Consider the following 26021-nt stretch of genomic DNA (forward strand, 5'->3'; position numbering starts at 1 on the left):
AACAAGGATCCCCCTATGCTCATCAATGTGCAGGACTCGACGCTTGTCATCATCGACATCCAGGAACGGCTATTCCCCTCCATCGAAGGCCACACCGCGTTGGCCGAGCACAGCGCCTGGCTGATACAGGTAGCCCAGCGCGTCGGTGTTCCGGTACTGATCACTGAGCAATACAGCAAGGGCCTCGGCCCGACGATCGCAACCCTGCGCGACGGTGTGGGCGACGAGGCGATCATCGAGAAGCTGCATTTTTCCGCCGCGCGCGACGGCGAGCTGTTCAAGCGCCCCGGTGGCGAGCGCAAGCAGTTCATCATCAGCGGCATCGAAACCCATATCTGCGTGCTGCAGACGGTGCTCGACCTGCTGGCTCGCGGTCATCAGGTGTTCGTCGTTGAAGAAGCGGTCGGCTCGCGCCGCGCCAGTGACAAGGCGCTTGGCCTGGCGCGCATGCAGCAGGCCGGTGCCAGCATCGTCTCCCGAGAAATGGTTGCCTTCGAGTGGATGGAACAGGCCGGGACCGACCTGTTCCGCTCGATCAGCCGCGAATTCATTCGCTGAGAGGAACACCCCTAGCACGCGGTTGTGGTCCGACGCCAACTGACGGAGCGGCACGATGCAGGAAGAAATGAAGGTCTGGCTGGAATGGCTGGGCGAGCATGCCGAACTGGAGACGCTGGTCGCCAGCGCGGCGCTGATATTTGCGGCGTGGCTGGCCAACTGGGTGGTCAAGCGCATCCTGGTGAGCGGTCTGTACAAAATACTGCGCAGCACTCGCGAAACTCAGCTGCAGGACTTCGGCATCATTCGTCGGTTGTCCAACATCGTGCCGGCACTGGTGCTGTCGATCGGAGTAAATGCCGTCCCGGGCCTGCCGGAAGCAGCCGTCACCGTTGTACGCAATGTCTGCGGTGGTTTCATCGTGCTGACCATTGCCCTCGCTTTGGGTGCATTGCTGGACATTATCAACATGATGTATCAGCGACGGGCCGATGCGCATGTGCACCCCATCAAGGGCTATCTGCAGGTGATCAAGATCGTGCTGTACGCGGTCGCCACCATCCTCATCATCGCCACCCTGATTGACCGCTCACCGCTGATCCTGCTGTCCGGCCTCGGGGCCATGGCGGCGGTCCTGATGCTGATTTTTCAAGACACCATTCTTTCATTAGTGGCCAGTGTGCAGATCACCTCCAACGACCTGATCCGAGTGGGCGACTGGGTGGAAATGCCGCAGCTCAACGTAGACGGCGATGTCATTGATATTGCCCTGCATACGGTGAAGGTGCAGAACTGGGACAAGACCGTAAGCAACATCCCGACCAAGCGTTTTATCAGCGATTCGTTCAAGAACTGGCGAGGCATGCAGGAAAGCGGCGGGCGGCGAGTCAAGCGCAGCCTGTTTCTGGATCAGCAAAGCGTGCACTTTCTGAGTAGCGAAGAATGTGAGCATCTGCATCGCTTCAATCTGCTGGATGAGTACCTCACCGAGAAACGCCGTGAGATCGATGCGTGGAATGCCAAGCTCGAGGAGTGCGGCAAGGAGCCGGTGAATACTCGACGGATCACCAATATCGGCAGTTTCAGAGCGTACGTGGAACGCTATCTGCGCAGCCATGGCGGTATCCATCAGGGTATGACGTTGATGGTGCGCCAGCTCAGCCCCACCGCTGACGGTTTGCCTCTGGAAGTCTACTGTTTCACCAACACCGTAGCCTGGACCCAGTACGAGGCGATCCAGTCAGACATCTTCGACCACCTGCTGGCGATCCTGCCTGAGTTCGGTCTGCGCGTGTTCCAGCACCCGAGCGGTGCGGATATGCGCGAGGGCTATGGCTCGGTCAGCCAGTTATTCAGCCGACCATTAGCCGAGCCGCTCCAACCCGGCGACAATCGCAACGAAAGCCAGTCCCGGCACGGTTGATCGTCCGGGCAGTGAAGCATCAGGCCGTGATGCTCACTGCCCAGACGAGAGCCGTCAGAAGCTGATGTCGACCCGCGCCCAATAGGTGCGGCCCGGCTCATTGACGCGACGGGTAGCGTCAAGCCCGTAGTCGGGGAAGCCTGCGCTGCCAGCCAGGTTGAGATGCTCGCTGTAGGCTTTGTCCAGCAGATTGTCGACACCGGCGCTGAGCTTGAAATGCTGGTCCAAACGATAAGCACCGTTGACCGCCAGCACACCGAAGCCGGCACTCTCGTCGAAGTCCTTGCCAACCACGGTGCCCTGATTTTCAGCGACCCGCCCCTGTGAAGCGACTACTCGCCAGAGCCCGCTGGTGCTCCAGTTTTCACGTTCATAAGTCAGCCCGAGACGCCCTTCCAGCGGCGGAATCTGCGGCATGGCACGGTCATCGCTGCGGTTCTTGCCCCAGGCGTAGGCCAGACTTGCGTCGCCTTTCCAGTTGCGATTGAAGCGGTAGCTTGCGCCCAGCTCGCCACCGGCGATGGTGGCGTCAATGTTGCTCACCTCGGCGCGAAGCATGCCGGGCATCACCCCAGGCACATAGCTGAACAGAATGTAGTCTTCGACCAGACCGGCGTACGCGGAAACCCACGCTTGCAGCGGGCCCTTGGCGTACTGCAGTCCGACATCAACCTGCGTGGTCTTCTCCGGCCGAACCGAGTCGAACGGCTGTACCGTGCCGACCGGCCCTGGGTTGGAGACGAACAGTTCCCAGTAATCGGGGAACCGCTCGGCACGGCCGAGGCCGGCATATCCAGTCACCGGCATCCCGGAGATTTCTTTTTCGTAGCGCATGAAGCCGCTGTAAAGCGTGTCACGCCGAGTGTCTCCGGCGCTGGGATTGGTCCAATCCTGACTGACCGGCATGCCCATCATGTTTTTCAGCGTCGGGTGATGGCTGTTGAAGAACGCACGCTCATCGGTCGCTTCGTGCAGATCCAGGCGCAGACCGCTGATGACTTTCTCGCGCTCGCTGAGCTGCCAGGTCAGCTCGCCGAACAGGCCGTAACTGTGCAGGACGGCATCCGGCACCCAGGGCAGCGAGTCGCTATCCGCCGCCGCTACCATCTGATTGACCGCACCGGTCGGACTCATGACCTTGCGATGTTCACTGCGCTGCGCATCAATGCCGGCCTTCACCTCGACGTCGGTCCATTGCCAGGTGCCGACCAGGCGTCCACCGAGCGTGCGCCTGTCGACCCGCGACAGGGTCGGCTTTGTCATCATCATTGTCGGGACGAAGTCGCGCAGGCTGTAGTTGTCCATGATGTGATCGGCGTAGTTGTAATAAACCTGCGCCTCCAGCCCGTAGAAGGTCTCGCCGATACTGGTCTTCTCGAAGCGCAATCCGAGGCTTTCACGTTGAAACTGGCTGCCGTCCATGCCTCGTCCAGCATAGCGGGCGAAGCCGTCTCCGCGGCCAGCAGTCAGCTCGACCAAGGTATCCGCATCCGGCACCCAGCCTAGCGCGATGTCGGTGTTCCACTTGTCATAGCGCGACGGCACTGTATCGCCGTTGCCGTCCGCGTAGTCATCAGCCTGCGAGCTGTTGGCCATCAGCCGCGCGTAGCCCTGTGTGCTACCCACAGCGGCATCGAGGTTGCGGTCGAAGCGGCCATTGGATCCCGTCAGCAAACTGGCGTTGAGGCGGTAATCCGGCTCGCTGAACTGCTCCGGTTCACGCTCGAAAAGCACCGTAGCGGCCGAAGCGCCTGGCCCCCAGAGCACGGTCTGCGGCCCTTTGATGACCGTCAGCTTGTCGAACGTGTCCGGACTGATATAGGAGCTCGGCGAGTCCATGCGATTCGGGCAGGCACCCAGCATCTCGCCGCCATTACTGAGCAGTTTCAGGCGCGAGCCGAACATCCCTCGGAAAACGGGATCACCGTTCACCCCGCCGTTGCGCACCGCCGAGAACCCCGGAATGGTTTTCAGGTAATCGGCGCCGTCGCTGGCCGGCATCGGCTGACGGGGGATCTTCGGATCGGTGACCACCGTCAGCGGGGACTGCTGCGCCACCCCGGTGACGACCATGGGAGTGAGCTGGATCGGCGACCTGGGGTCCGCCTCGGCGGCCATGCTCTGGGCTGCGACAGCGCTAAGCAGCGCGACGTGCGCCAAGTGCCAGCGCAGGCGCAACGGACGCAGAGAAAAGTTGCCGGGCAGGCGTGAGGTTACCGCCCGTGCAGGGGTGATTCTGGACATAAGGATCTTCCACTTCTGAAATGTAGGAGAAACCGCGCGCTGGCGGCTCGGAAATCAGCCGTGGAGTACTGGTGGTGCCCGCGCATACCCGCCAGTAAGGCGCGGCATGGCCGGCAGTGGCGGTTGCGCACTCAGCCGTGCAAAAGAAGGCGAAAAATAAGGCAGGGCCGGCGCGAAGGACAGCACCAGTGGCGGACTCAGCGTCAGCAGCTCACAGTAACCACAGAGGTCAAGCGAGGCGAGCCAGGCCGGCTGGCCAACCGAGCCCGAAGTTGTATGCGCCTTTGGCGCATGGCCCTGTGCCTGGTGATGATGCTGGTGGGCGACTGATGCCGCTGTAGCGGACTGGGCAGGCTCAAGCTGCGAAGCTGAATAGAGCGGACCCACATGAATCATCAACATGGCAAAAAGGCCAAGCCAGAGATCCGCTGTGAAATGTCCTTTGCGTCTCACGAAAATCCTGCTGTGGAGCGGCTACTGCTCGTCGTGGCCGGATGATCGCATGCTGCAAGGCCAAGGGTGACTGCGACACGGGGCCGCAATTTCGTTGCGCAATCGACCGTCAATTACTTTAACGAGTCGAAATATATCTCCCTCAAATAGTCATTTATTAGTGTTTTTCACCATTTTATCGGAGAGAGTTGCAATCCAATACGCACGAGCCCTACATTCGGAACCATAGAACCGCATCGACCTGCTCTGCCCTCCCTGATTTGCGCCGCGCTTTGGGGAGCTGCTCAAGGAAATCGCCATGACAATGCTCAAAGATCCTTCAAACAAATACCGCGCCTTTCCGGTGATCAACCTGCCTGACCGTACCTGGCCCTCGCAGACCATTACCCAGGCGCCGATCTGGCTGAGCTCCGACCTGCGCGACGGCAACCAATCGCTGATCGAGCCGATGGACGCGGGCAAGAAGATGCGCTTCTTCAAGACGCTGGTTCAGGTCGGCCTGAAGGAAATTGAAGTGGGCTTTCCCTCCGCATCGCAGACCGACTTCGATTTCGTTCGCGAGCTGATACAGGGTGGACACATTCCGAATGACGTCACTATCCAGGTGCTGACTCAGGCCCGCGAAGACCTCATCACTCGCACCTTCGAGTCGCTCAAGGGCGCCAAGCAGGCCATCGTCCACTACTACAACGCAACCGCGCCGAGCTTCCGTCGCATCGTCTTCAACCAGGACAAGGCCGGTGTAATCAACATCGCCGTCAACGCCGCGCAGGTGGTCAAGCGCCTGGCCGATGCCGCGCCGGAGACCGACTGGCGCTTCGAATATTCGCCGGAGGTGTTCAGTTCCACCGAGACCGACTTCGCCGTCGAAGTGTGCAACGCGGTCATCGAGGTGTTTCAGCCGACGCCAACGAAAAAGCTGATCCTCAACCTGCCCGCCACCGTCGAGGCCGCGACGCCGAACATCTATGCCGATCAGATCGAATATTTCGGCCGCAAGATCAACAAGCGCGACAGCGTGCTGATCAGCCTGCACACCCACAACGACCGCGGCACGGGCGTGGCCGCCACCGAGCTGGGCCTGATGGCCGGAGCGGATCGCGTCGAGGGCTGCCTGTTCGGCAACGGCGAGCGCACCGGCAACGTCGATCTGGTCACCGTTGCGCTGAACATGTACAGCCAGGGCGTTGATCCGCAGCTGGACTTCTCCGACATCGACGCATTGCGCAAGGTAGTCGAAGAGTGCAACCAACTGCCGGTCCATCCGCGCCATCCCTATGTCGGCGATCTGGTCCATACCGCCTTCTCCGGCTCGCACCAGGACGCGATCCGCAAGGGCTTCAGCCAGCAGGATCCGAACGGGGTCTGGGAAGTGCCCTACCTGCCGATCGACCCGGCCGACATCGGCCGCAGTTACGAGGCGGTGATTCGCGTCAACAGCCAGTCCGGCAAGGGCGGCATCACCTACTTGCTGGAACAGGAGTACGGCATCAGTCTGCCGCGCCGCATGCAGATCGAGTTCAGCCAGGTGGTGCAGCGCGAAACTGATCGTCTCGGCCTGGAAATGAGCGCCAAGCAGATCTACGCGCTGCTCGAAAGCGAATACCTGCAGGCTACGGCGCCGTATGCGCTGAAGAGCCACCGCTTGCAGGAAGAGAACGGCACCAGCGCCGTCGACGTGGAGGTCGCCACCGAAGGCGAGATCATGCACTGGCGCGGCATCGGCAAGGGCCCGCTGGAGGCGCTGGTTGCTGGCTTGCCGGTCAAGCTGGAGATCATGGATTACCACGAGCACTCGATCGGCGCTGGCAGCAATGCACGCGCAGCAGCTTATATCGAGGTTCGTCTGGACGGCGAACGCCCGCTGCACGGCATCGGGATTGACGAGAACATCACCACCGCAAGCATCCGTGCGCTGTTCAGTGCCCTGAACAGAGCCTTGCGCGAAGCAACATCCAAAGCCGCCTGAGGCTACACGGCGAGCCCGGACCGGGCTCGCCGTCCCCGCACCACCAGCGGAAGCATTGAGCACAAACCACCCCCCTGGGCGCCGCTCCCTCCACTCCATGGCTTCTCGCCCCCCCTGCTTCCTGCAGGAACGCATCATTCATCAGCAGAATCGTGCAACCGCTTCACGGCCTCTGGTACTAGGATGGGCGTTTCGTCCAGACAATCAGCCTCAGGAGTCGCCATGAGCAATGCCATCGGTTATGCCGCCCAGGATCCGAGCACGCCGCTCGCACCCTATTCCTTCACCCGCCGCGACGTCGGACCGAACGATGTAAAGATCGACATTCTCTACTGCGGCGTCTGCCACTCGGACCTGCATACCGCACGCAACGAATGGAACAACACGCTCTACCCTTCCGTCCCGGGCCACGAGATCGTTGGGCGGGTAACAGCCGTTGGTGAGGCGGTCAGCCGCTTCAAGGTCGGCGATATGGCCGGCGTTGGTTGCCTGGTCGACAGTTGTCGGACGTGTTCGTCCTGCGGCGAAGGGCTGGAGCAATACTGTGAGAACGGCTTCACCGGCACCTACAACGGTCCGGCGTTCGGCGGTGGTGAGAACACCCTGGGTGGCTACTCGGACAACATCGTGGTGGACCAGCATTTCGTCCTGCGCATCTCACACGACGAAACCAACCTGGCGGCCGTCGCGCCACTGCTGTGCGCCGGGATCACAACATATTCGCCGCTGCGCCAGTGGAAGGTCGGACCCGGCCAGAAGGTTGGCGTGGTCGGCCTCGGTGGCCTTGGTCACATGGCGGTGAAGATCGCCAATGCCATGGGGGCGCACGTGGTGCTGTTCACCACCTCGCCGGACAAGAAGGAAGACGCGCTGCGCCTCGGTGCCAGCGAAGTGGTGGTGTCGAAGAACCGGGACGAGATGGCCGCGCATCTGAACAGCTTCGACTTCATCCTCAACACAGTCGCCGCGCCGCACAACCTCGACGCCTTCGTAGCGCTGCTCAAGCGTGACGCAACCATGACCCTGGTAGGCGCCCCCGCCTCGCCGCATCCTTCGCCCAGCGTGTTCGGCCTGATCTTCAAGCGTCGCCGCATTGCCGGCTCGCTGATCGGCGGCATTGCCGAGACCCAGGAGATGCTCGACTTCTGCGCTGAACACAACATCGTGTCGGACATCGAGATGATCGATATCCAGACCATCAACGAGGCCTACGAGCGCATGCTCAAGAGCGACGTGAAATACCGTTTCGTCATCGACATGGCCTCGCTCAAGTCGGCGTAAGCCACAGCATGGGCGCGCCGGGTCCAGGCGTGCCCATGACCAACGCGGCTCAAACCGGGCCTTCCCTCTTTGCCGCCGAGCCGCTAAGGTCGCCGACCTTCTGAGGAGTCGGCATGCGCTACCTGATTTTCGTCACCCTGCTCTGGGCGTTTTCCTTCAACCTGATCGGTGCCTACCTCGCTGGCCAGGTGGACAGCTACTTCGCTGTGCTGACACGCGTGTTGCTGGCAGGCGTGGTATTCCTCCCGCTGACCCGCTGGCGCGGCGTGGCACCGGGCTTCATCGGCGGCGTAACATTGGTCGGCGCGCTGCAGTTCGGCGTCACCTACCTCTGCCTGTATCTGAGTTTCAACGTGTTGACGGTGGCGGAAGTGCTGCTGTTCACGGTACTGACGCCGCTCCACGTGACATTGATCGACGATGCACTGAACCGTCGTTTCAACCCCTGGGCTCTGGTCGCCGCGGCCGTAGCGGTATTGGGTGCCGGACTGATTCGCTATGACGGCGTCTCCAATGACTTTCTCGGTGGCTTCCTGTTGATGCAGTTGGCCAACTTCACCTTTGCCGCGGGCCAGGTCGGCTACAAGCATCTGGCGCAGCGCTACCCGTCTGATATCCCACCCCACCGTCGCTTCGGCTACTTCTTCATTGGCGCGCTGATCGTCGTGCTGCCGGCCTGGCTGCTGTTCGGCAACCCGGACAAGCTGCCGACCACCACTGCGCAGTGGGGCGTACTGGTGTGGATGGGCGTGCTGGCGACGGCACTCGGGCAATTCTGCTGGAACAAGGGCGCCACCCTGGTCGATGCCGGCACTCTCGCGGTGATGAACAACATGGCGGTGCCGGTGGGGCTGGTTCTCAATCTGTTGTTCTGGGGCACGCAGACCAACCTTGTACTGCTGACGGTCGGAGGACTGATCATTCTGGCCTCGCTGCAGATCAACCGCCTGGGTCGCAAGCAGGCCCAATGACATTATGTAAGTTATTGTTATATATGGATTTATATATCAATTACGTAAGATAGCGCGCCCCGCATGGATGCGATTCTCAGTTAGTCGTCGAGAACCCCATGCGCCGATACAGCCTGCTTCTGCTCGCCCTGCTTTTTTCTGTTCAGCTCCACGCCGACGCGCCACGCACCTTTCGCGAAGCTAAAAAGATTGCCTGGCAGATGTACGCCGAGCGACCGGTGGATTTCTATTGCCGCTGTGCCTTCAAGGGCAAGCAGATAGACATGGCCAGCTGTGGCTATGTACCGCGCAAGCAACCCAAGCGTGCCGCGAGGGTGGAGTGGGAACACATCGTGCCGGCCTGGGTGATCGGCCATCAACGCCAATGCTGGCAGGATGGCGGGCGCAAGCACTGTACGTCCAGCGACCCGGTATTCAGCCAGGCGGAAGCCGATCTGCACAACTTGGTGCCGGTTGTCGGTGAAGTGAACGGTGACCGCAGCAACTATGGTTTCGGCATGCTGAGCGAAAAACCCAGCCAGTATGGCGCCTGCCCTTTCGTGGTGAACTTCAAGCAACGCACTGCCATGCCGCCGACCTACGCCCGCGGCACCATTGCCCGTACCTACCTGTACATGAGCGAGCGCTACGGCTTGCGGTTGTCGAAGCAGGATCGCCGCCTGTATGACATATGGAATCGCCAGTACCCGGTCAACGAGTGGGAGCAATGGCGTAACCGCAGCGTCGCCTGTGTGCAGGGTAATGCCAATCGCTTCGTCGGCGCGGTTGACCTGCGTCGCTGCAGCAGATCGATTTCCCGTTCAACCACCACGTTGCGACGGCCAGGCTAGAGCCGTCTGGGCAGGAGGCGCTTTTGCTGGCGTTGCCGGCGACGCAGTTGCACCCGGCCTTCCACGCACTGCATGCTGTTGGCCCGACTCGTTACCATGGCGACATCGATGCAGGACCGAACACTCTATGCGACGCTCGGATTGGTCGTGCTGGCGGCACTCGTCAGCTCTGGCATGGCTCCGTACGATCGAGCGACCTGGCTGCTGGAAGTCGCACCCGTGCTGATCGCAGCCCCCTTGCTGCTCTGGAGCTATCCGCGCTTTCCGCTGACACGCCTGCTGTATGGGGTCATCGCCTTCCATGCGCTGGTTCTGATTCTTGGTGGCGCCTATACCTATGCGCGTGTTCCCGCGGGTTTCTGGGTGCAGGACTGGTTCGACCTCAGCCGCAATCCGTACGACAAACTTGGCCATTTCATTCAGGGCGTCACGCCGGCTCTGCTCACGCGTGAAATTCTGCTGCGCCGCCATATAGTCGCAGCCGGAAAAATGCTGGGCTTTCTCGCCGTTTGCGTCGCTCTGGCGTTCAGCGCCTTTTACGAGCTGATCGAGTGGTGGGTGGCGCTCCTTGCCGGCCAAGGCGCGGAAGACTTCCTCGGCACGCAGGGCGACCCCTGGGATACCCAGTCAGACATGTTTATGGCGCTGCTGGGAGCAATGCTCTCAGTCATACTCCTGGCGCAGCCGCAAAACCGGCAGATACGCCGGCTGAGCGGGGCAGGCCCAGCGGTGTAACGCGGTGCTTTATCGACTTGGGGCCGATGCAGTTCTGCTGCTGCATCTCGCCTTCATCATCTTCGTGTTGCTGGGCGGCCTGCTGGTTGCCTGGAAACGCGGATTCTTGCTGTTGCACCTTCCAGCAATCGCCTGGGGGCTCTTCGTCGAGCTGAGCGGACGACCCTGCCCCCTGACTCATTGGGAAAACCTGCTGCGCCGCCTGGCCGGAACTGCGGGGTACGACGCCGGCTTCATCGAGCACTATCTGTTGCCGCTGATATACCCCGCCTGGCTGAGCGTGCCGGTGCAATATCTGCTGGCCGCCATAGTGGTGGTGGTAAACGCACTCATCTATGGCGGCCTGGTGTGGCGTCGCCGGCACCGATCAGCAGCGCGCTGACCTCCACTCCGGGTTAAAGCTTCAGTTCGAAAGCGTCGCCATCGTGGTACGCGGGAAATTTGCTGCGGAACTTGGCCAAATGAGCCGCGCGAAGCGTCGTGCGGAACAAACCTTCTGCATCACCGGCTTCGAGCAGCGGATCGCCGAGATAGTCCAGTACCTGGCTGTCGCCACTGTAGGGATAACCGTTGCCGTCTTCGCCCACCCGATTCACAGCGGCGACGTAGCAGAGATTCTCGATCGCACGCGCGGGTAATAGGCGATTCCAGGCGTTACGCCGGGCAGCCGGCCAGTTGGCGGTATAGAGGAGCAGGTCGGTGTCGTGCGGATCGCGGCTCCACACCGGGAAGCGCAAGTCGTAGCAGATCAGCGGGCGCACGTGCCAGCCGTTGAGTTTGAAAACGGCCTGCTTCTCGCCCGCTGTGTAGTGCTTGTGCTCACCGGCCATGCGGAACAGGTGACGCTTGTCGTAATGCAAGATTTCGCCGTTCGGCTGAGCCCAGAGCAGTCGGTTACGATGGCTGCCATCGGCGGCCTCGATGATCACACTACCGGTGATCACCGCGTCGATACGCGCTGCCTGCTCACGCAACCATGAGTAGGTCGGGCCCTCCTCGGGCTCGGCGAGCTCGGCGGAATTCATCGAAAAAGCGGTCGTGAACATTTCCGGCAGGACGATCAGGTCCGCGCCGCGGGCGTCATCCAGCAGCCCGATGAAACGCTCACGATTGGCGTCAGCATCCTGCCAGACAAGCGTCGTCTGGATCAGAGCCAGTTCAAGATCGGGTAAGTCGTTCAGATCGCGCATAGTCGTTCTGCTGCTTGACGCAGCGTCTCCTCTCGTTTGGCGAAGCAGAAGCGGACAAGCCGCGATTCTGCAGGAGGCGTTTGGTAGAACACCGAAATCGGAATACTGGCGACACCGTGTTCACGGGTCAGCCATTCAGCCATGGCGACATCGCCGAGATCCGGGCGGATCGCAGAATAGTCCGCCAGCTGAAAGTAGGTCCCCGAGGCGCGCGTGAAGCTGAAGCGCGAACCGGCCAGCAGATCGCAGAACAGATCACGCTTGGCCTGGTAGAAGGCTGGCAGCTCTGATACGTGCTCGGGATGCGCAGCCATGAAATCGGCCAGCGCCCATTGCAACGGCGTGACGCCGGCAAAGCTGACGTACTGGTGCACCTTGCGCAGCTCACTGCTGAGCGCGGTTGGCGCCACCACGTATCCGGTCTTCCAGCCGGTGACATGGTAGGTCTTGCCAAAGGAACTGACGACGAAGGCACGCTGATACAGTTCATCGTGCCGCAATACACTGGCGTGCTCACGACCGTCGAATATCAGGTGCTCGTAGACCTCATCACTGAGCAGGTAGATATCGCGGTCGCGGATCAGGGCCGCCAGACGATCCAGGTCAGCCCTCTCGATCAATGCTCCGCTGGGGTTATGCGGCGTGTTCAACACGATCATTCGAGTGCGTGGGGTAATTGCATCGGCGAGCTTCTGCCAATCGATGGAAAAGCCCGGCAAGCTCAGCGACTGATGAACGCACACCCCGCCGGCGAGTTCGACGGCTGGCTCGTAGCTGTCGTAGCAGGGATCGAAAACGATTACTTCATCCCCTGGCCGGACAACCGCGTGAATCGCACAAAAAATGGCCTGCGTCGCCCCGGGGGTGATCGTGACCTCGGCCTCGGCGCTGACCTGGCGCTCATATAACGAGCCGACCTTGATCGCCACCTGCTCGCGCAACGCCGGCAGGCCGGTCATCGGTGCGTATTGATTGTGTCCAGCCATCACATGCCGGGCAACTGCCTCACGCAACGCATCGGGGCCATCGAAGTCGGGGAAGCCCTGCGACAGGTTTAAGGCGCCGGTCTGCGCCGCCAGTTGCGACATGGTGGTGAAAATGGTGGTGCCGACATTGGGCAATTTACTGATCAACATGACAGCCTTCCAACAGGCCCGCCGTAAGGGGCTTCGGCAGGGGAAAACAGAATAGCCGATCAATGCGCCAGGATACGAGGGCGTCGGACATGCCGCGCCGGCTGCTACAGTGATGCAAACACGCCTGCGCGGCACCTCAATCCGATACTCAGGAATTCCAGCATGTCACCTGCAGACTCCCCATGGCACATCTTGCGTACCCAGGCAGAACGAGCAGTGCAGGCAGAGCCGGTCTTGAGCGGCACTTTTCGTGAAGCCATTCTCGATCAGCCTGATTTCGCTTTCGCCTTGGCCCACCGAGTCAGCCAAGCCCTAGCTGACAGCGAGGAGCAGCAAGCGGTCTTGTTTGATCGCTTCTCCAGCATTCACCAGCAGTTCCCGGCATTGGCCGAGTCGGCCTGGTGCGACTTGCAGGCCATCGTCAGCCGAGACCCGGCCTTTGGCACCGGGCTGGAAGTGCTGCTGTTCTCCAAGGGATTTCTGGCCCTGCAGGCCTACCGCATAGGCCATCAGCTGCTGCTGCAGGGTGAGCGCCTGCTGGCGATGTTCATCCAGGCTCGCTGCAACGAACGTCTAGCCGTCGACATAAACCCGGCCAGCCAGATCGGCAGCGGCATCATGCTCGACCATGCGACCGGCATCGTCATCGGCGAAACCGCCGCAGTGGGCGATGATGTCTCGATTCTGCAAGGTGTAACGCTGGGCGGGACCGGCAAGGAAAGCGGAGACCGTCACCCCAAGGTGCGCAGCGGCGTGATGATCGGCGCAGGGGCTAAGATTCTCGGCAATATTGAAATCGGCGAAGGCGCCAAGGTCGGCGCTGGCAGTGTGGTGCTGCAAGCCGTAGCACCTCACACAACCGTGGTCGGTAACCCGGCCCGCCAAGTCGGCAAGCCGAGGCATGCACGACCGGCCCTGGATATGGACCAATCGTTCGACGAAGGCTGAAAGCTAGCGTTTGTCGCGACGCTTTTTCTCGGCCTTTTTGTGGTGGGACATGAGGCGACGTTTCTTGTTGACCTGGCGGTCGGTCAGGGTGTTCTTCTTGCCCTCGAAGGGGTTTTCGCCACCCTTATACTCGATACGAATGGGTGTACCAACCAGCTTCAGCACCCGCCGGTAAGTGTTTTCCAAGTAACGGGTGTAGGACTTGGGAATCGAGTCGACCTGGTTGCCATGGATCACGATCAGCGGCGGGTTGGCACCGCCCAGGTGTGCGTAACGAAGCTTGATTCGGCGGCTGGCAACCATCGGCGGCGCATGCTCGCGAACCGCGTCTTCAAGGATCTGCGTCAGACGGCTGGTGGGCCAACGAGTCACAGCTGAAGTGAACGAAGCCTGCACCGACTTGTACAGGTTGCCAACGCCGGTGCCATGCTTGGCGGAGATGAAGTGGATGTCGGCAAACTCAACAAAGAACAACCGGCGCTCCAGCTCGGTCTTCACATAGTCACGCTCGCTCGGCTCCATGCCGTCCCACTTGTTCAGCGCGATGACCAGCGCTCTGCCGCTTTCCAGCACGAAACCAAGCAGATTCAAATCGTGTTCGACCACGCCTTCACGCGCATCCATGACGAAGATGACCACGTTCGAGTCCTGGATCGCCTGCAGCGTCTTGACCACCGAGAACTTTTCCACGGCCTCGAAGATCTTGCCGCGGCGACGCACACCAGCCGTATCGATCAGGGTGTACTTTTCGTCGTCGCGTTCGAACGGGATGTAGATGCTGTCGCGGGTGGTACCGGCCTGGTCATAGACAATGACCCGCTCCTCGCCAAGCATGCGGTTGACCAGCGTCGACTTGCCCACGTTGGGCCGGCCGATGATCGCGATCTTGATGCCATCCTTTTCGCTCGGCCCTGGGATGCGCTTCAGTTCCTCGCCTTCGGCGACCGCCTCGCCCTCTTCACTTTCGCCTTCGGCAACTTCGGCGTTGTCCTTGGGGAACACGCCGAGCGCTTGCTCCAGCATATGGCTGATCCCGCGGCCATGGGCGGCGGCAATCGGCAGAGCGTCACCAAGACCCAGCGGACTGAATTCCGCGCGGGCGATATCGGGATCAATGCTGTCGACCTTGTTCGCCACGAGAAAGTGGCGCTTGTTCATCTTGCGCAGGTGTTCGGCAATCATCTGATCGCCAGGCGTCATGCCAGCACGCGCATCGACCATGAACATGACTGCATCGGCCTCCTGCATGGCTTGCAGGGACTGCTCGGCCATCTTGGCGTCGATGCCTTCCTCATCCCCTGTCAGACCACCGGTATCGATGACGATGTAGGTGCGACCCTGCCACTTGGCCTCGCCATATTGGCGATCACGGGTCAGACCGGCATATTCCGCCACGATGGCGTCACGGCTCTTGGTCAAACGGTTAAACAGGGTGGACTTGCCAACGTTCGGGCGGCCCACCAGGGCGATTACGGGAACCATACGGCTCTCCACTGCGATATTTCAGAAAACACGAAGGCCGCTGCAAGGCAGCGGCCAGATATTTATTGCTCCGCCTGAACGGAGCAAGGTACACGACGTGAGGCTGTCAATCCGCCTGGCGAATGGTCAGCGCGACAAGCTTTCCGTCGTTACCGTAGGCATACAGCCAGTCGCCTTCGACCACAGGTCTGGCTCGCACCCCGGCGCTGTCGATACGGGTGCGCGCGACGAAACGCCCATCGACCTGGCTGAGGAAGTGTAGATACCCCTCCTTGTCACCCACCACGACATAGCTGGAGAAAACCGCCGGAGCGGACAGCTGCCGACGCAGCAGCGAATCGTTGCTCCACAGTACGGTTGTCGATCGCTCATCGATGCCGAGCACCGTGCCGTCGGCCTGGCTTACGTAGACACTGCCATACCCCATCGCGAGGCCGGTCGCCGTCGAGGCATCGCGTTGCCAGAGAATCCGACCACTCTCCAGATCCAGCGCTGCTGCGCGACCTTGGAAGGAAGCGACATAAAGGGTGCCGCCTGAAAGCAGCAGCCCGCCATCGATATCGACGACGCGCTCAAGTTCGGAACGACCTTGTGGAATGGCGACCCGCTGCTCCCAGATTGGCAACCCACGGCGGGTGTCCAGTGCTACCACCTTGCCACTGGAAAGGCCGGCAATCGCCAGCTCATTGGTCAGCAACGGTGAGCCGGTACCGCGCAGGGTCAGGACCGCTGGCGAACTTTCGTAGCTCCAACGCTGTGCGCCGGTGTCAATCTCAAGCGCGATGACACGGTCATCCTGGGTCTGAACAACAACCACGTCACCATTGACGGCGGGGGCGGCGAGCACCTCGCTGCTCACCTGGCTACGCCAGCGCTCTTCACCAGTGGATACATCCAGAGCCAGCACTTCACCACGCAGCGTACCGACCAGAACCAGGCCGTAGCCAGCGCCTACGGCACCAGAAATCGGCACTTCGAGGTCATTCTTCCAGTTGACCTTACCGGTCGTACGGTCCATGGCCACGACCAACCCTTCGACATCGGCGGCAAATATCTCATTACCGTAGACAACGGGGGCCAGTAGGTTATAGGTCTCGCCCTGGCCATCGCCGATAGACCGGCTCCACTGTTCTTCTAACTGGATCTCAGCGTCAAACTTGACCAGTTCGGCTGGTTCGGGTTCTTTCTTGTCGTTGCTGCTGCAACCTGCCGCAAGAACGGCCAGGGTCAGCAGTGCTGCAGTTTTCCAACGCATCAATTCACGCCTCTCCACGAGCCAGATCGTCAAGTTTCAGCTGCAGGCCACCGATCGCGGCATCCTGAGACAGCAGTTCTTTTGCTTTGGAATAGGCAGCGTGGGCTTCTTCAGGGCGTTGCAGCTGAACCAGCAGATCGCCCCGTAACTCTTCACGACTGGCGGCAAACGCATCGACAGCTTCGCCGTCGAGCAATGCGAGACCATCCTCAGCCTTATCCTGCGCCGCAAGAACACGGGCCATGCGCTGGCGAGCCAGCTCTTCCAGAGTCTTGTCGGCAGGCTTGTCCAGCACCGCCTGAAGCTCCGTTGCAGCCTCGTCGAGACGGCCGGACTCTACCGCCACCTTGGCAACGAAGAGGCTGCCGTACTGAGCGTAGTGAGAACCAGCGAATTCTTTCTGTAGCAAATTGCCCAGGCGCGATACCTCGGCGGTATCGGCCCCACCCTCTTCCAGCGCGGCATTCAGCAACTGCTGATAGACCGTCGAGGCACTATGCGCCTCATTGAGCTGGTGCTTCTGCCAGAACTGCCAGCCGAATACCAGCACCAGAGCAAGCGCACCCCCAAACAGCAATGGCTTGCCGTTTTGCTGCCACCATTCCTTGATTTGCGCCAGCTGTTCTTCTTCGGTACCCGAGGTCACACTGTCACTCCTTCATTCGCTTAAATCAGACCTGACCGCTCACGCGAGACAGGCAGCCAGACACTCGGGTAGAGCATCCCAGGCAATGCTTTGTTGTTCGCTGTCGTCGCGCAGCGGCTTGCAACCTACCACGCGCCCGGCCAGTTCGTCGTCACCCAGAATCAGCGCGAAACGGGCGCCGCTCTTGTCGGCTTTCTTGAACTGACTCTTGAAGCTTCCGCCGCCCGCGTTGACCAGCAGGCGCAGGCCCGGCAAGGCATCCCGCAAACGCTCGGCCAGGCCCAGCGCTGCCAGTTCGGCCGCCTCACCAAAAGCACAGATGAATGCGTGTGCCGGCTGATTGAGTTCCTCGGGCACCAATTCGAGTGTTTCGAGAAGCAGCACCAGCCGCTCAATGCCCATGGCGAAGCCAACGCCGGGAGTGGGCTTGCCGCCAAACTGACTGACCAGCCCGTCATAACGACCACCCGCGCAAACGGTACCTTGCGATCCCAGTTTGTCGGTCACCCACTCGAATACGGTCCGGCCGTAATAGTCCAGGCCACGAACCAGCTTGGGATTGATCTGAAAGTCTATTCCTGCGACTTCGAGACGGGCTTTCAGGCCTTCGAAATGCGCACTCGATTCTTCATCCAGATAGTCATGCAGCGTCGGCGCATCAGCCAGCAGCGCTTGAGTCTGGGCATTCTTGCTGTCGAGAATACGCAGGGGGTTACTGGTCAGGCGGCGCTGGCTGTCTTCGTCAAGCTGCTCGAAATGCTGCTGCAGGTAAGCTACTAACGCGTCGCGATAGGTTGCCCTTGCCTCGCTAGAGCCGAGGCTATTCAGCTGCAAGGTGACCGAATCGGACAGGCCGAGCTTCTTCCACAGTCGCGCGGTCAGTACGATCAGCTCGGCATCAATATCCGGACCCGGCTGATTGAAGACTTCGACACCGATCTGATGGAACTGGCGATAGCGGCCCTTCTGTGGCTTCTCGTAGCGGAACATCGGCCCCGCGTACCAAAGCTTCTGTACCTGCCCGCCGCCCGTCATGCCATGTTCGAGCACAGCGCGCACGCAACCGGCAGTTCCCTCGGGCCGCAGCGTCAATGACTCCTCATTACGGTCGAGGAAGGTGTACATCTCCTTGTCGACCACGTCGGTCCCCTCGCCGATTCCGCGAGCGAACAGATCGGTGAACTCGAGGATCGGCAGACGAATCTCGCTGTAGCCATAGCTGTCGAGCAACTGTGCGAAGGTCGTTTCTAGGTAGCGCCAAACCGGCGTCTGGGCCGGAAGAATATCGTTCATGCCACGGATGGCTTGCAGAGACTTGCTCAATTCGGTTCCTTAATTCAGCTGCGCAGTATCAGCGCAGCGTCAGACTCGGCCTTTTCGCTGGCCTTGCGACGAATCAGCTGCTCCAGCTCATCGACCAGGTTTTCGTTGTTCAGCTTTTGCGCCGGCTTACCGTCGATATAGATCAGGTTGTTCGGCGTCCCACCTGTCAAGCCGATATGTGCTTCCTTGGCCTCACCGGGCCCGTTCACAACGCAACCGATCACCGCCACATCCAGAGGCACCAGCAAATCATCAAGCCGCCCCTCTAGCTCGTTCATGGTCTTGACCACGTCGAAGTTCTGCCGGGAGCAACTTGGACAAGCGATGAAATTGATCCCGCGCGAACGCAAACGCAGCGACTTGAGGATGTCGAAACCGACCTTGATCTCTTCCACCGGGTCAGCAGCCAGCGATATACGAATGGTGTCGCCTATGCCCTCGGCGAGCAGCATGCCTAACCCGACGGCCGATTTCACTGTACCCGAGCGCAAGCCACCGGCTTCGGTGATGCCAAGGTGCAGAGGCTGCTCGATCTTGTCCGCCAACAGACGGTAGGCCGCCACAGCCATGAATACGTCGGAGGCTTTTACGCTTACCTTAAAATCCGGAAAGTTCAGACGGTCGAGATGTTCAACATGGCGCAACGCAGACTCAACCAGCGCCTCGGGTGTCGGCTCGCCGTATTTCTTCTGCAGATCCTTTTCCAACGAGCCGGCGTTAACGCCTATGCGAATAGGGATTCCGCGATCCCGCGCCGCTTCGACCACGGCCCGGACACGGTCTTCGCGCCCGATATTGCCGGGATTGATGCGCAGGCAATCAACACCAAGCTCGGCGACACGCAGAGCGATCTGATAATCGAAATGAATGTCCGCCACCAACGGCAAACTGACGCGCTGCTTGATCTTGCCGAACGCCTCGGCCGCCTCCATCGAAGGCACCGATACACGCACGATGTCAGCTCCGGCATTTTTCAGCCGCTCGATCTGTGCAACCGTGGCATCCACATCGCAGGTTTCGGTATTGGTCATGCTTTGTACGGCGATAGGCGCATCGCCGCCGACCGGTACGTTGCCTACCCAGATTTTGCGAGTAGGTCGACGCTTGATAGGAGACTCACTGTGCATGATTACTGTCCGAGCTTGAGACGCGCGGTTTCACCGCGGGTTTTTCCGGAAAGACTGACGGGCTCGCCGTTGTAGCTGACCTGCACGCCCGAGGCAAAGCCCAGATGCAGGTCCAGCGGGGTTGCGCCAACCAGGGTGCGGCTGCTGCCGGCTTTAGCCAGCCCGCTGTAGAGCACTTCACCTTTCGCATCAGTGACCCGCGTCCAGCAATCCGCCGTGTAATTCAAGGTCAAACGGCCTTCCCCCGGCCCGACAGGCTCGGCTTCAGCTACATCGCCCACTGGCACGGGCGTAGCATCGGCCTGGGTAGCGGCCGGCGCCTCACTGGAAGGCTCGTCCTCGGCCAGCTGAGCTGGCGTTCCTTCCTCCGTTCCGACTACAGGGTGTTCAGCTAGTGGTAACGGCTCGGTGTTGGGGGCCTGGAGCTCGTCGGCAGCCGACGGCGTCGAGCTGACCGGCTCCTCGATTGCGAGTTCGACTGGCTCTTCAGCCCGATCGAGCAAATGAATCTCAGTAGTTCCGTCGGCAGCCTCGACCTCAATGCGCTCAAGTGCGGAGACTGACGGGCCTGACTCGGTACGAGCCGAGCGATCCTGCCACCACAAGAACGCACCTACGCCGATCACCAATGTCAGGATGAAGGTAAAGAAACGCACCATGCTGCGCGACAGCCGCACGGGCTGATCGATGTGGCCAAGACTGTTGACGCTGCTGCCGGTTGCATCTGTACCAGTATGCTGGTCGAACTGCTGTACCAGACGATTCTGGTCCAGTCCCAGCAGCTTGGCGTACGCACGAACGTAGCCGCGGGCGAATGTGTGGCCCGGCAGCTGACTGAAGTCACCTGCCTCTATCTGGGTCAGGGATCGCTCCGAAAGGTTGAGCTGCTTGGCTACTGCAGGGAGGGACCAGTTTTTACTCTCGCGCTCGGCCCGCAACGTTTCGCCAGGATTGCCCAGGGCCGTCGGGGCGGCGGCTTCAGAATGGGGCGCTATCATCGTTGCTCCGAAAGAAACTGTTGATATTCAGGCGTCCCCGGATACAGGCGCTTGAGCTGTAAACCCAGGCTCGCCGCCTGATCGCGGTCCTGATGAATGTTCGCCAAACGAATGCCCAGCAGCAGACTGCGGGCATTTTGCTCGGAAAGGCTGCTGAAACCTTCGTAATAACGTTTAGCCGGGACGTACTGCTTGTCTTCGTACGCCATTACGGCCAATTCGAGTAGCGCGCGCGGCTGCCGGCTGTCGAGGCGCAAGGCACGAGTGAAATAGGTTTCGGCCTGCTCGCGCTGACCCAGCATCAGAGCTGTCATGCCCATGTTCTGAAAGACGTGGGATCGCCCGGAATACAGATTATCTTCCGCGGCCTTTGAGAAACGCTCCATCGCCTCTGGATAGCGCTTTTGCTCGAACAGAAAGCTGCCGTAGTTGTTGAGGATACGGGCGTCATTGTGACTCGACAGCGCCTTGCGGTAATGCTCGTCTGCGAGCTGATTTTCCATTTCGTTCTGGAATACCAAGGCCAACGCCGCATGGGCATCTGCACTATTGGGGTCCAGCTCAAGTGCCTTGCGTAGCGGCGATTTCGCACGAGAGGCCTCGCCCTGCTGCAAATAGCCGATGCCAAGCTGAATATAGGCATCTCGGGCTTCGTCGCGACCTTCCGAAGTACGCATCGGGTTCACCGATCCGGAAGACACACAGCCAGCCATTAGACTGGCGAGCACAAACAGCAGCGCGACGCGCAAGGTCATCAGCATCCCCCTCAGGAACGGTTCGTAGCAACGGGCGTCGTCACTGGCTCAGATTGCAGCTGGCGCACTGCGATGTATCGCTCGCTTCGACGCGTTCTATCCAGCACCTGCCCGACCAGCTGGCCGCAGGCAGCGTCGATATCCTCACCGCGAGTGGTGCGCACTGTCACATTGTGCCCAGCTTTGTGGAGGATGTCCTGAAAACGTCGGATTGCGTTGTTGCTCGGCCGCTCATATCCGGAGTGCGGAAAGGGATTGAACGGGATCAGATTGATCTTGCACGGAATCTTCGCCAGCAGGACGACCATCTGTTCGGCGTGCTCAGGCTGATCGTTAACGCCCTGTAACAACGTGTATTCGATAGTCAGGACGCGCTTTTCGCCGAGATTGGAGATATAGCGTTGGCAAGCCGCCAACAGCATTTCCAATGGGTATTTCTTGTTGATCGGAACCAGCTGATCACGTAATTCATCATTCGGCGCGTGCAGCGAAAGGGCCAGCGATACATCGATGACCTTGGACAGCTCCTCGATCATCGGTACTACACCCGAAGTTGAGAGTGTCACCTTACGCTTGGATATACCGTAGCCGAGGTCGTCCATCATGATCTGCATGGCGGCGACGACATTGTCGAAGTTGAGCAGGGGTTCGCCCATGCCCATCATCACCACGTTGGTGATAGCGCGATCTACCTTCGCCGGTATAGTGCCGAACGACTTGTTGGCAATCCACACCTGACCGATCACTTCGGCAGCGGTGAGGTTGCTATTAAAACCTTGCTTGCCAGTCGAGCAGAAGCTGCAGTCCAGCGCACAGCCAGCCTGGGAAGAAACACAGAGCGTGCCTCGCCCACCCTGGGGAATATAGACGGTCTCCACGCAGCTCCCCGAAGCCACACGCACAACCCATTTGCGGGTGCCGTCGGTGGAAATGTCTTCGCTAACGATTTCGGGGCCGCGGATCTCAGCAGAGGCCTTGAGCTTTTCGCGCAAGGCCTTGCCGATATTACTCATGGCATCGAAGTCATCGACGCCAAAGTGGTGAATCCATTTCATGACCTGACCAGCACGAAAGCGCTTCTCCCCTATGGAATCGAAGAAGCTTTCCAGCTGAGGCTGGGTCAGCCCCAGCAGATTTACTTTACCGGTAGTCACAGTCATCAGGATTCACCTTCGCCTGATCAGCGAATGCGGGCACACACTTCGGTGGCAGAGAAGAAGTAGGCGATTTCGCGAGCGGCGGACGCCTCGGAGTCGGAACCATGAACAGCGTTCTCATCGATAGAGACAGCGAAATCGGCGCGAATAGTGCCTGGAGCTGCTTCCTTCGGGTTGGTAGCGCCCATCAGCTCACGGTTTTTGGCAATGGCGTCTTCGCCTTCCAGAACCTGGACGATTACCGGACCGGACACCATGAAAGCGACCAGGTCCTTGAAGAAACCGCGCTCGCTGTGTTCGGCATAGAAACCGCCCGCTTCACGTTCGGACAACTGAACCATCTTCGAAGCGACGACACGCAGACCAGCCTTCTCGAAACGAGAGGTGATTTCACCAATAACATTCTTGGCGACGGCGTCAGGCTTGATGATGGAGAAAGTGCGTTGCAGGGCCATTTGAAACTCCAGAAAACGATAAGTTAAAGCAAACGAGTAAACCCGCGAATTATACGCGGGTCGAGACGAAAAATATAAGGGTAGCCAGAAGCTAGAAGCCAATCGGCAGAAGCCATCACTTCCAGATAGCCCTCCCACAGACCCGGACTGACAGAGGCTCCTCTAAGCCTCTTCGATCCAGGCAGCCTGTATGGCTTCCAGGACTTTTTCGCCACCGCGCGTCGGATCGTCCGAAAAGCTTGGCAGCTCGACAACCCAACGATGCAATTCGACGAAATTTACGTAGCGGGGATCAACGTCAGGCTTACGCTCACTCAGCTCAATTGCAATATCCAATACATCGGACCATTTAAGCGCCATGATTCACCTCGCCTTAATGACCTTCGGACACTTGATTGATGGTGTATTTCGGTATCTCGACAACCAGATCGACGTCGGCAATCGCAGCCTGGCAGGACAGCCTGGAGGTAGGCTCTAGCCCCCACGCCTTATCCAGCATGTCATCCTCCAACTCGTCGGACGCCTCTAGCGAAGCGAAGCCCTCGCGGATCACCACGTGGCAAGTCGTACACGCACAGGACTTTTCACAGGCATGTTCAATATCGATGCCATTTCGCAGCGCAGCGTCAAGCACCGTCTCACCGGGCTGAGCATCCACTACCGCCCCTTCCGGACAATGGTCGGCATGAGGCAGGAAAACAATCTGCGGCATCTGGTTCAATCCTCGATATCGTTAAGCCGCCGCCCGGCCAGGGCGGCCTTGACGGTGGAATCTAGTCGTCGCGCTGCAAAGGCATCGGTAATCTGGCTGAGGCGCTTCACCTGACGCTCGATGGCAAGGCCATCCTGACTATCAAGCAACTCACGCAACTCGCGCACCCGCGACTCGATCGCCTCGCGCTCTTCTTGGTCGAGCAGACGCTCGCCATCAACCGCCAATGCCCCTTCAACCGCCTCGAGCAGTCGCTGCGCATCGACCAACTGCTCACGAAGCGCTCGGGCCGTTTTGTCTTCATTGGCCTTATGAAAAGAGTCTTCCAACATGCGAGCAATCTCGCCATCGGTGAGTCCATAAGAGGGCTTTACCTGGATACTGGACTCCACGCCCGACGCCAGCTCACGCGCCGAAACACTGAGCAGCCCGTCCGCATCAACCTGAAAGGTGACACGAATCTTCGCAGCCCCGGCCACCATTGGCGGGATGCCTCGCAGCTCGAAGCGAGCCAGGGATCTACAATCGGCAATAAGCTCGCGCTCACCCTGCAGCACATGGATCATCATGGCCGTCTGGCCGTCCTTGTACGTGGTGAACTCCTGAGCCCGAGCAACCGGAATGGTGGTATTGCGCGGAATGATCTTCTCCATCAGCCCGCCCATCGTTTCCAGTCCAAGCGACAGCGGAATTACATCGAGCAGCAACAACTCTTCACCATCGCGATTGTTGCCGGCCAGCGTCTCGGCCTGGATTGCAGCACCGATCGCAACGACCTGATCGGGATCGATATCCGTCAACGGTTCCCGTCCGAACATCTCCCCCACACGCTCGCGAACTCGAGGGACCCGTGTGGAACCGCCGACCATGACCACCGCCTGGACCTCATCCAGCTCAATCGACGAATCACGCAGCGCGCGCCTGCACGATTTAAGGCTACGAGCGATCATCGGCTCGATGAGCTCGTTGAATGTGGCCCGCGTCAGAACGCCCTGCCAATCGGCATAGCGCACTTCGACGGTATCTATTTCGCTGAGCTGCTCCTTGGCATCGCAGGCAATTTTCAGCACTTCACGCTGGGTTCCCGGATCGAGATCCTGGGAGGCACCGGCCTTGGCCAGAATCCAGCCGGCAATCGCATGATCGAAATCATCACCGCCAAGCGCAGTATCACCACCGGTAGCCAGCACCTCGAATACGCCTTTGGTCAGGCGCAGGATGGAGATATCGAAGGTTCCACCGCCCAGGTCATAGATCGCCACGACACCTTCGGCTTCGCGGTCCAGACCGTAGGCAACGGCGGCGGCAGTGGGCTCATTAAGCAGGCGTAGCACGTTGAGATTAGCCAGGCGCGCGGCATCCTTGGTCGCTTGCCGTTGCGCATCATCGAAATATGCCGGAACCGTAATTACCGCACCGACCAGCTCGCCGCCCAATACGGCCTCAGCACGCTCACGCAACGCGCGAAGAATCTCCGCAGAGACCTCAACCGGGCTTTTGGCGCCCTGCACCGTCTCGATGAAGGGCATCTGTGACTGCCCCTCGCTGAATCGATAAGGCAGCTGCCCACCAAGCTGCTTCACATCACCGACACCCCTACCCATCAAGCGTTTGACGGACACAATGGTATTTAACGGATCGCTGGCAGCGGCGGCTTTCGCTGCTCGCCCCACTTCAACGTAATCGCTGTGATAACGCACCGCGGATGGCAGAATCACCTCTCCATCGGCATCGGCCAGTGGCGACGTCACGCCACTGCGCAGGGCTGCAACGAGCGAATTGGTAGTGCCAAGATCGATGCCAACCGCCAGTCGACGCTGGTGCGGTTGCGGGCTTTGTCCGGGTTCAGCTATCTGAAGTAAGGCCATGTCTGTCTGATATCGGGCGCAGCGTCTGGCGCTACGCGGGGTTAATCGTCGAGGCGCTCTTCTAACTGGCGCACTTCCTGGGACAGCTTGTCGAGAAACTGCATGCGACGCACCAGCCGTTCCGCCTCCGCCCGCTGCGAATCATCCCGCCAGATGCCGGCGAAAGAGTCATTGAGACCTTGCTGAGCCGCTTTGAGGCGAGCCTTGAAGGAACCTACACCTGCGATATCCGCATCACTTTGCAATTCCTCCAGCTCTTCGCGCCACTGCATCTGCTGCATAAGGAAAGCGGGATCCTGAACGGTCGCCTCCAACGGCATCTCGCGACCCTCAAGCGTGAGCAGGTAGCGCGCTCGACGCGACGGGCTTTTCAGCGTCTGATAGGCCTCGTTGAGATTCGTCGAGCGTTCGATTGCGTAGCGCTGCTCGGTCTCGCCAGCGTCAGCAAACCGATCCGGATGAACTTTGCGCGCCAGCTCGCGGTAACGATACGACAGCAGCTCCGGATCGATATCGAAAGTTGGCTGCAACTCGAACAGCGCATAGTGACAGGGAGTTCCCACAG

26 protein-coding genes are annotated in these 26021 nt (G+C 60.0%); 9 read left to right on the forward strand and 17 right to left on the reverse strand.

From position 1 onward, the window contains the following. The first annotated feature begins 15 nt into the window (after positions 1-15). Both ACSSNI_RS13330 and ACSSNI_RS13335 read left to right on the forward strand, forming a co-directional pair. On the forward strand, positions 16-558 hold the full coding sequence (locus tag ACSSNI_RS13330; RefSeq protein WP_200639018.1) for a hydrolase: 543 nt from the start codon (positions 16-18) through the stop codon (positions 556-558). 55 nt (positions 559-613) lie between these two features. Beyond that, positions 614-1921, forward strand: coding sequence for a mechanosensitive ion channel family protein (locus tag ACSSNI_RS13335; protein WP_234484546.1), 1308 nt, complete (start codon positions 614-616; stop codon positions 1919-1921). Positions 1922-1975: 54 nt separating this feature from the next. Here ACSSNI_RS13335 and ACSSNI_RS13340 read toward each other — a convergent pair whose 3' ends face one another. Further along, positions 1976-4165: a TonB-dependent copper receptor gene (locus tag ACSSNI_RS13340; RefSeq protein WP_200639017.1), complete on the reverse strand. Its 2190-nt coding sequence runs from the start codon at positions 4163-4165 to the stop codon at positions 1976-1978. A gap of 54 nt (positions 4166-4219) precedes the next feature. Further along, positions 4220-4618, reverse strand: coding sequence for a DUF2946 family protein (locus ACSSNI_RS13345; RefSeq protein WP_200639016.1), 399 nt, complete (start codon positions 4616-4618; stop codon positions 4220-4222). A 298-nt stretch (positions 4619-4916) separates the two neighbouring features. Between ACSSNI_RS13345 and leuA the strand changes: the two genes are divergently transcribed. From leuA to ACSSNI_RS13375, 6 genes are all read left to right on the forward strand, one after another. After that, positions 4917-6587, forward strand: coding sequence for a 2-isopropylmalate synthase (gene leuA, locus ACSSNI_RS13350; protein ID WP_200639015.1), 1671 nt, complete (start codon positions 4917-4919; stop codon positions 6585-6587). 222 nt (positions 6588-6809) lie between these two features. After that, on the forward strand, positions 6810-7868 hold the full coding sequence (locus ACSSNI_RS13355) for an NAD(P)-dependent alcohol dehydrogenase (RefSeq protein WP_234484545.1): 1059 nt from the start codon (positions 6810-6812) through the stop codon (positions 7866-7868). A gap of 113 nt (positions 7869-7981) precedes the next feature. Then, positions 7982-8839: a carboxylate/amino acid/amine transporter gene (locus ACSSNI_RS13360; RefSeq protein WP_200639014.1), complete on the forward strand. Its 858-nt coding sequence runs from the start codon at positions 7982-7984 to the stop codon at positions 8837-8839. A gap of 98 nt (positions 8840-8937) precedes the next feature. Beyond that, positions 8938-9669 (forward strand): endonuclease, encoded by a 732-nt coding sequence (locus ACSSNI_RS13365; protein ID WP_159967486.1) that lies wholly within the window; start codon positions 8938-8940, stop codon positions 9667-9669. Positions 9670-9777: 108 nt separating this feature from the next. Next, positions 9778-10404, forward strand: a complete 627-nt coding sequence (locus ACSSNI_RS13370) for a DUF2238 domain-containing protein (protein ID WP_200639013.1) — start codon at positions 9778-9780, stop codon at positions 10402-10404. 4 nt (positions 10405-10408) lie between these two features. Continuing rightward, positions 10409-10786 carry a DUF2784 domain-containing protein gene (locus ACSSNI_RS13375; RefSeq protein WP_200639012.1) on the forward strand — a complete coding sequence of 126 codons (378 nt, stop codon included), beginning with the start codon at positions 10409-10411 and terminating at the stop codon, positions 10784-10786. 13 nt (positions 10787-10799) lie between these two features. Here ACSSNI_RS13375 and ACSSNI_RS13380 read toward each other — a convergent pair whose 3' ends face one another. Then, the gene (locus tag ACSSNI_RS13380; RefSeq protein WP_200639011.1) at positions 10800-11594 is read right to left on the reverse strand and encodes an amidohydrolase; all 795 of its coding nucleotides are present in this window, start codon (positions 11592-11594) and stop codon (positions 10800-10802) included. Further along, positions 11582-12730 carry a pyridoxal phosphate-dependent aminotransferase gene (locus ACSSNI_RS13385; RefSeq protein WP_200639010.1) on the reverse strand — a complete coding sequence of 383 codons (1149 nt, stop codon included), beginning with the start codon at positions 12728-12730 and terminating at the stop codon, positions 11582-11584. Before ACSSNI_RS13385 ends, ACSSNI_RS13380 begins: the two co-directional genes overlap by 13 nt. Positions 12731-12892: 162 nt before the next feature. Between ACSSNI_RS13385 and cysE the strand changes: the two genes are divergently transcribed. Continuing rightward, the gene (gene cysE, locus ACSSNI_RS13390; protein WP_200639008.1) at positions 12893-13678 is read left to right on the forward strand and encodes a serine O-acetyltransferase; all 786 of its coding nucleotides are present in this window, start codon (positions 12893-12895) and stop codon (positions 13676-13678) included. Between the two features lie 3 nt (positions 13679-13681). Here the strand turns inward: cysE and der are convergent, their stop codons facing one another. The 13 genes from der to hscB all read right to left on the reverse strand — a co-directional run bounded on the left by der (position 13682) and on the right by hscB (position 26019). Then, on the reverse strand, positions 13682-15160 hold the full coding sequence (gene der, locus ACSSNI_RS13395; RefSeq protein WP_200639007.1) for a ribosome biogenesis GTPase Der: 1479 nt from the start codon (positions 15158-15160) through the stop codon (positions 13682-13684). 106 nt (positions 15161-15266) lie between these two features. Then, positions 15267-16415, reverse strand: coding sequence for an outer membrane protein assembly factor BamB (bamB, locus tag ACSSNI_RS13400; RefSeq protein WP_148926485.1), 1149 nt, complete (start codon positions 16413-16415; stop codon positions 15267-15269). Positions 16416-16419: 4 nt separating this feature from the next. Continuing rightward, positions 16420-17061, reverse strand: coding sequence for a YfgM family protein (locus ACSSNI_RS13405; protein ID WP_200639006.1), 642 nt, complete (start codon positions 17059-17061; stop codon positions 16420-16422). Between the two features lie 39 nt (positions 17062-17100). Further along, complete coding sequence (gene hisS / locus ACSSNI_RS13410; RefSeq protein WP_148926486.1) at positions 17101-18384, reverse strand: histidine--tRNA ligase; 1284 nt, start codon at positions 18382-18384, stop codon at positions 17101-17103. Between the two features lie 14 nt (positions 18385-18398). Further along, positions 18399-19511 carry a flavodoxin-dependent (E)-4-hydroxy-3-methylbut-2-enyl-diphosphate synthase gene (gene ispG, locus ACSSNI_RS13415; RefSeq protein ID WP_102835913.1) on the reverse strand — a complete coding sequence of 371 codons (1113 nt, stop codon included), beginning with the start codon at positions 19509-19511 and terminating at the stop codon, positions 18399-18401. Between the two features lie 2 nt (positions 19512-19513). Continuing rightward, positions 19514-20509: a RodZ domain-containing protein gene (locus tag ACSSNI_RS13420; RefSeq protein WP_200639005.1), complete on the reverse strand. Its 996-nt coding sequence runs from the start codon at positions 20507-20509 to the stop codon at positions 19514-19516. Continuing rightward, positions 20506-21264 (reverse strand): type IV pilus biogenesis/stability protein PilW, encoded by a 759-nt coding sequence (pilW, locus tag ACSSNI_RS13425; protein WP_159967476.1) that lies wholly within the window; start codon positions 21262-21264, stop codon positions 20506-20508. Before pilW ends, ACSSNI_RS13420 begins: the two co-directional genes overlap by 4 nt. Before the next feature lie 11 nt (positions 21265-21275). Further along, positions 21276-22427, reverse strand: coding sequence for a dual-specificity RNA methyltransferase RlmN (gene rlmN / locus ACSSNI_RS13430; protein ID WP_178114631.1), 1152 nt, complete (start codon positions 22425-22427; stop codon positions 21276-21278). 17 nt (positions 22428-22444) lie between these two features. Next, complete coding sequence (ndk, locus tag ACSSNI_RS13435; RefSeq protein WP_021209485.1) at positions 22445-22876, reverse strand: nucleoside-diphosphate kinase; 432 nt, start codon at positions 22874-22876, stop codon at positions 22445-22447. Positions 22877-23038: 162 nt separating this feature from the next. After that, positions 23039-23236, reverse strand: coding sequence for a Fe-S cluster assembly protein IscX (gene iscX / locus ACSSNI_RS13440; RefSeq protein ID WP_148926491.1), 198 nt, complete (start codon positions 23234-23236; stop codon positions 23039-23041). A gap of 13 nt (positions 23237-23249) precedes the next feature. Further along, entirely contained in the window at positions 23250-23588 is a 339-nt protein-coding gene (gene fdx, locus ACSSNI_RS13445; RefSeq protein ID WP_102835909.1) for an ISC system 2Fe-2S type ferredoxin, read from the reverse strand. 5 nt (positions 23589-23593) lie between these two features. Then, on the reverse strand, positions 23594-25456 hold the full coding sequence (gene hscA / locus ACSSNI_RS13450) for a Fe-S protein assembly chaperone HscA (RefSeq protein ID WP_200639004.1): 1863 nt from the start codon (positions 25454-25456) through the stop codon (positions 23594-23596). Positions 25457-25497: 41 nt separating this feature from the next. After that, positions 25498-26019: a co-chaperone HscB gene (gene hscB, locus ACSSNI_RS13455; protein ID WP_200639003.1), complete on the reverse strand. Its 522-nt coding sequence runs from the start codon at positions 26017-26019 to the stop codon at positions 25498-25500. Between the last annotated feature and the right edge of the window lie 2 nt (positions 26020-26021).

This window comes from Stutzerimonas tianxiuensis (assembly GCF_053470365.1).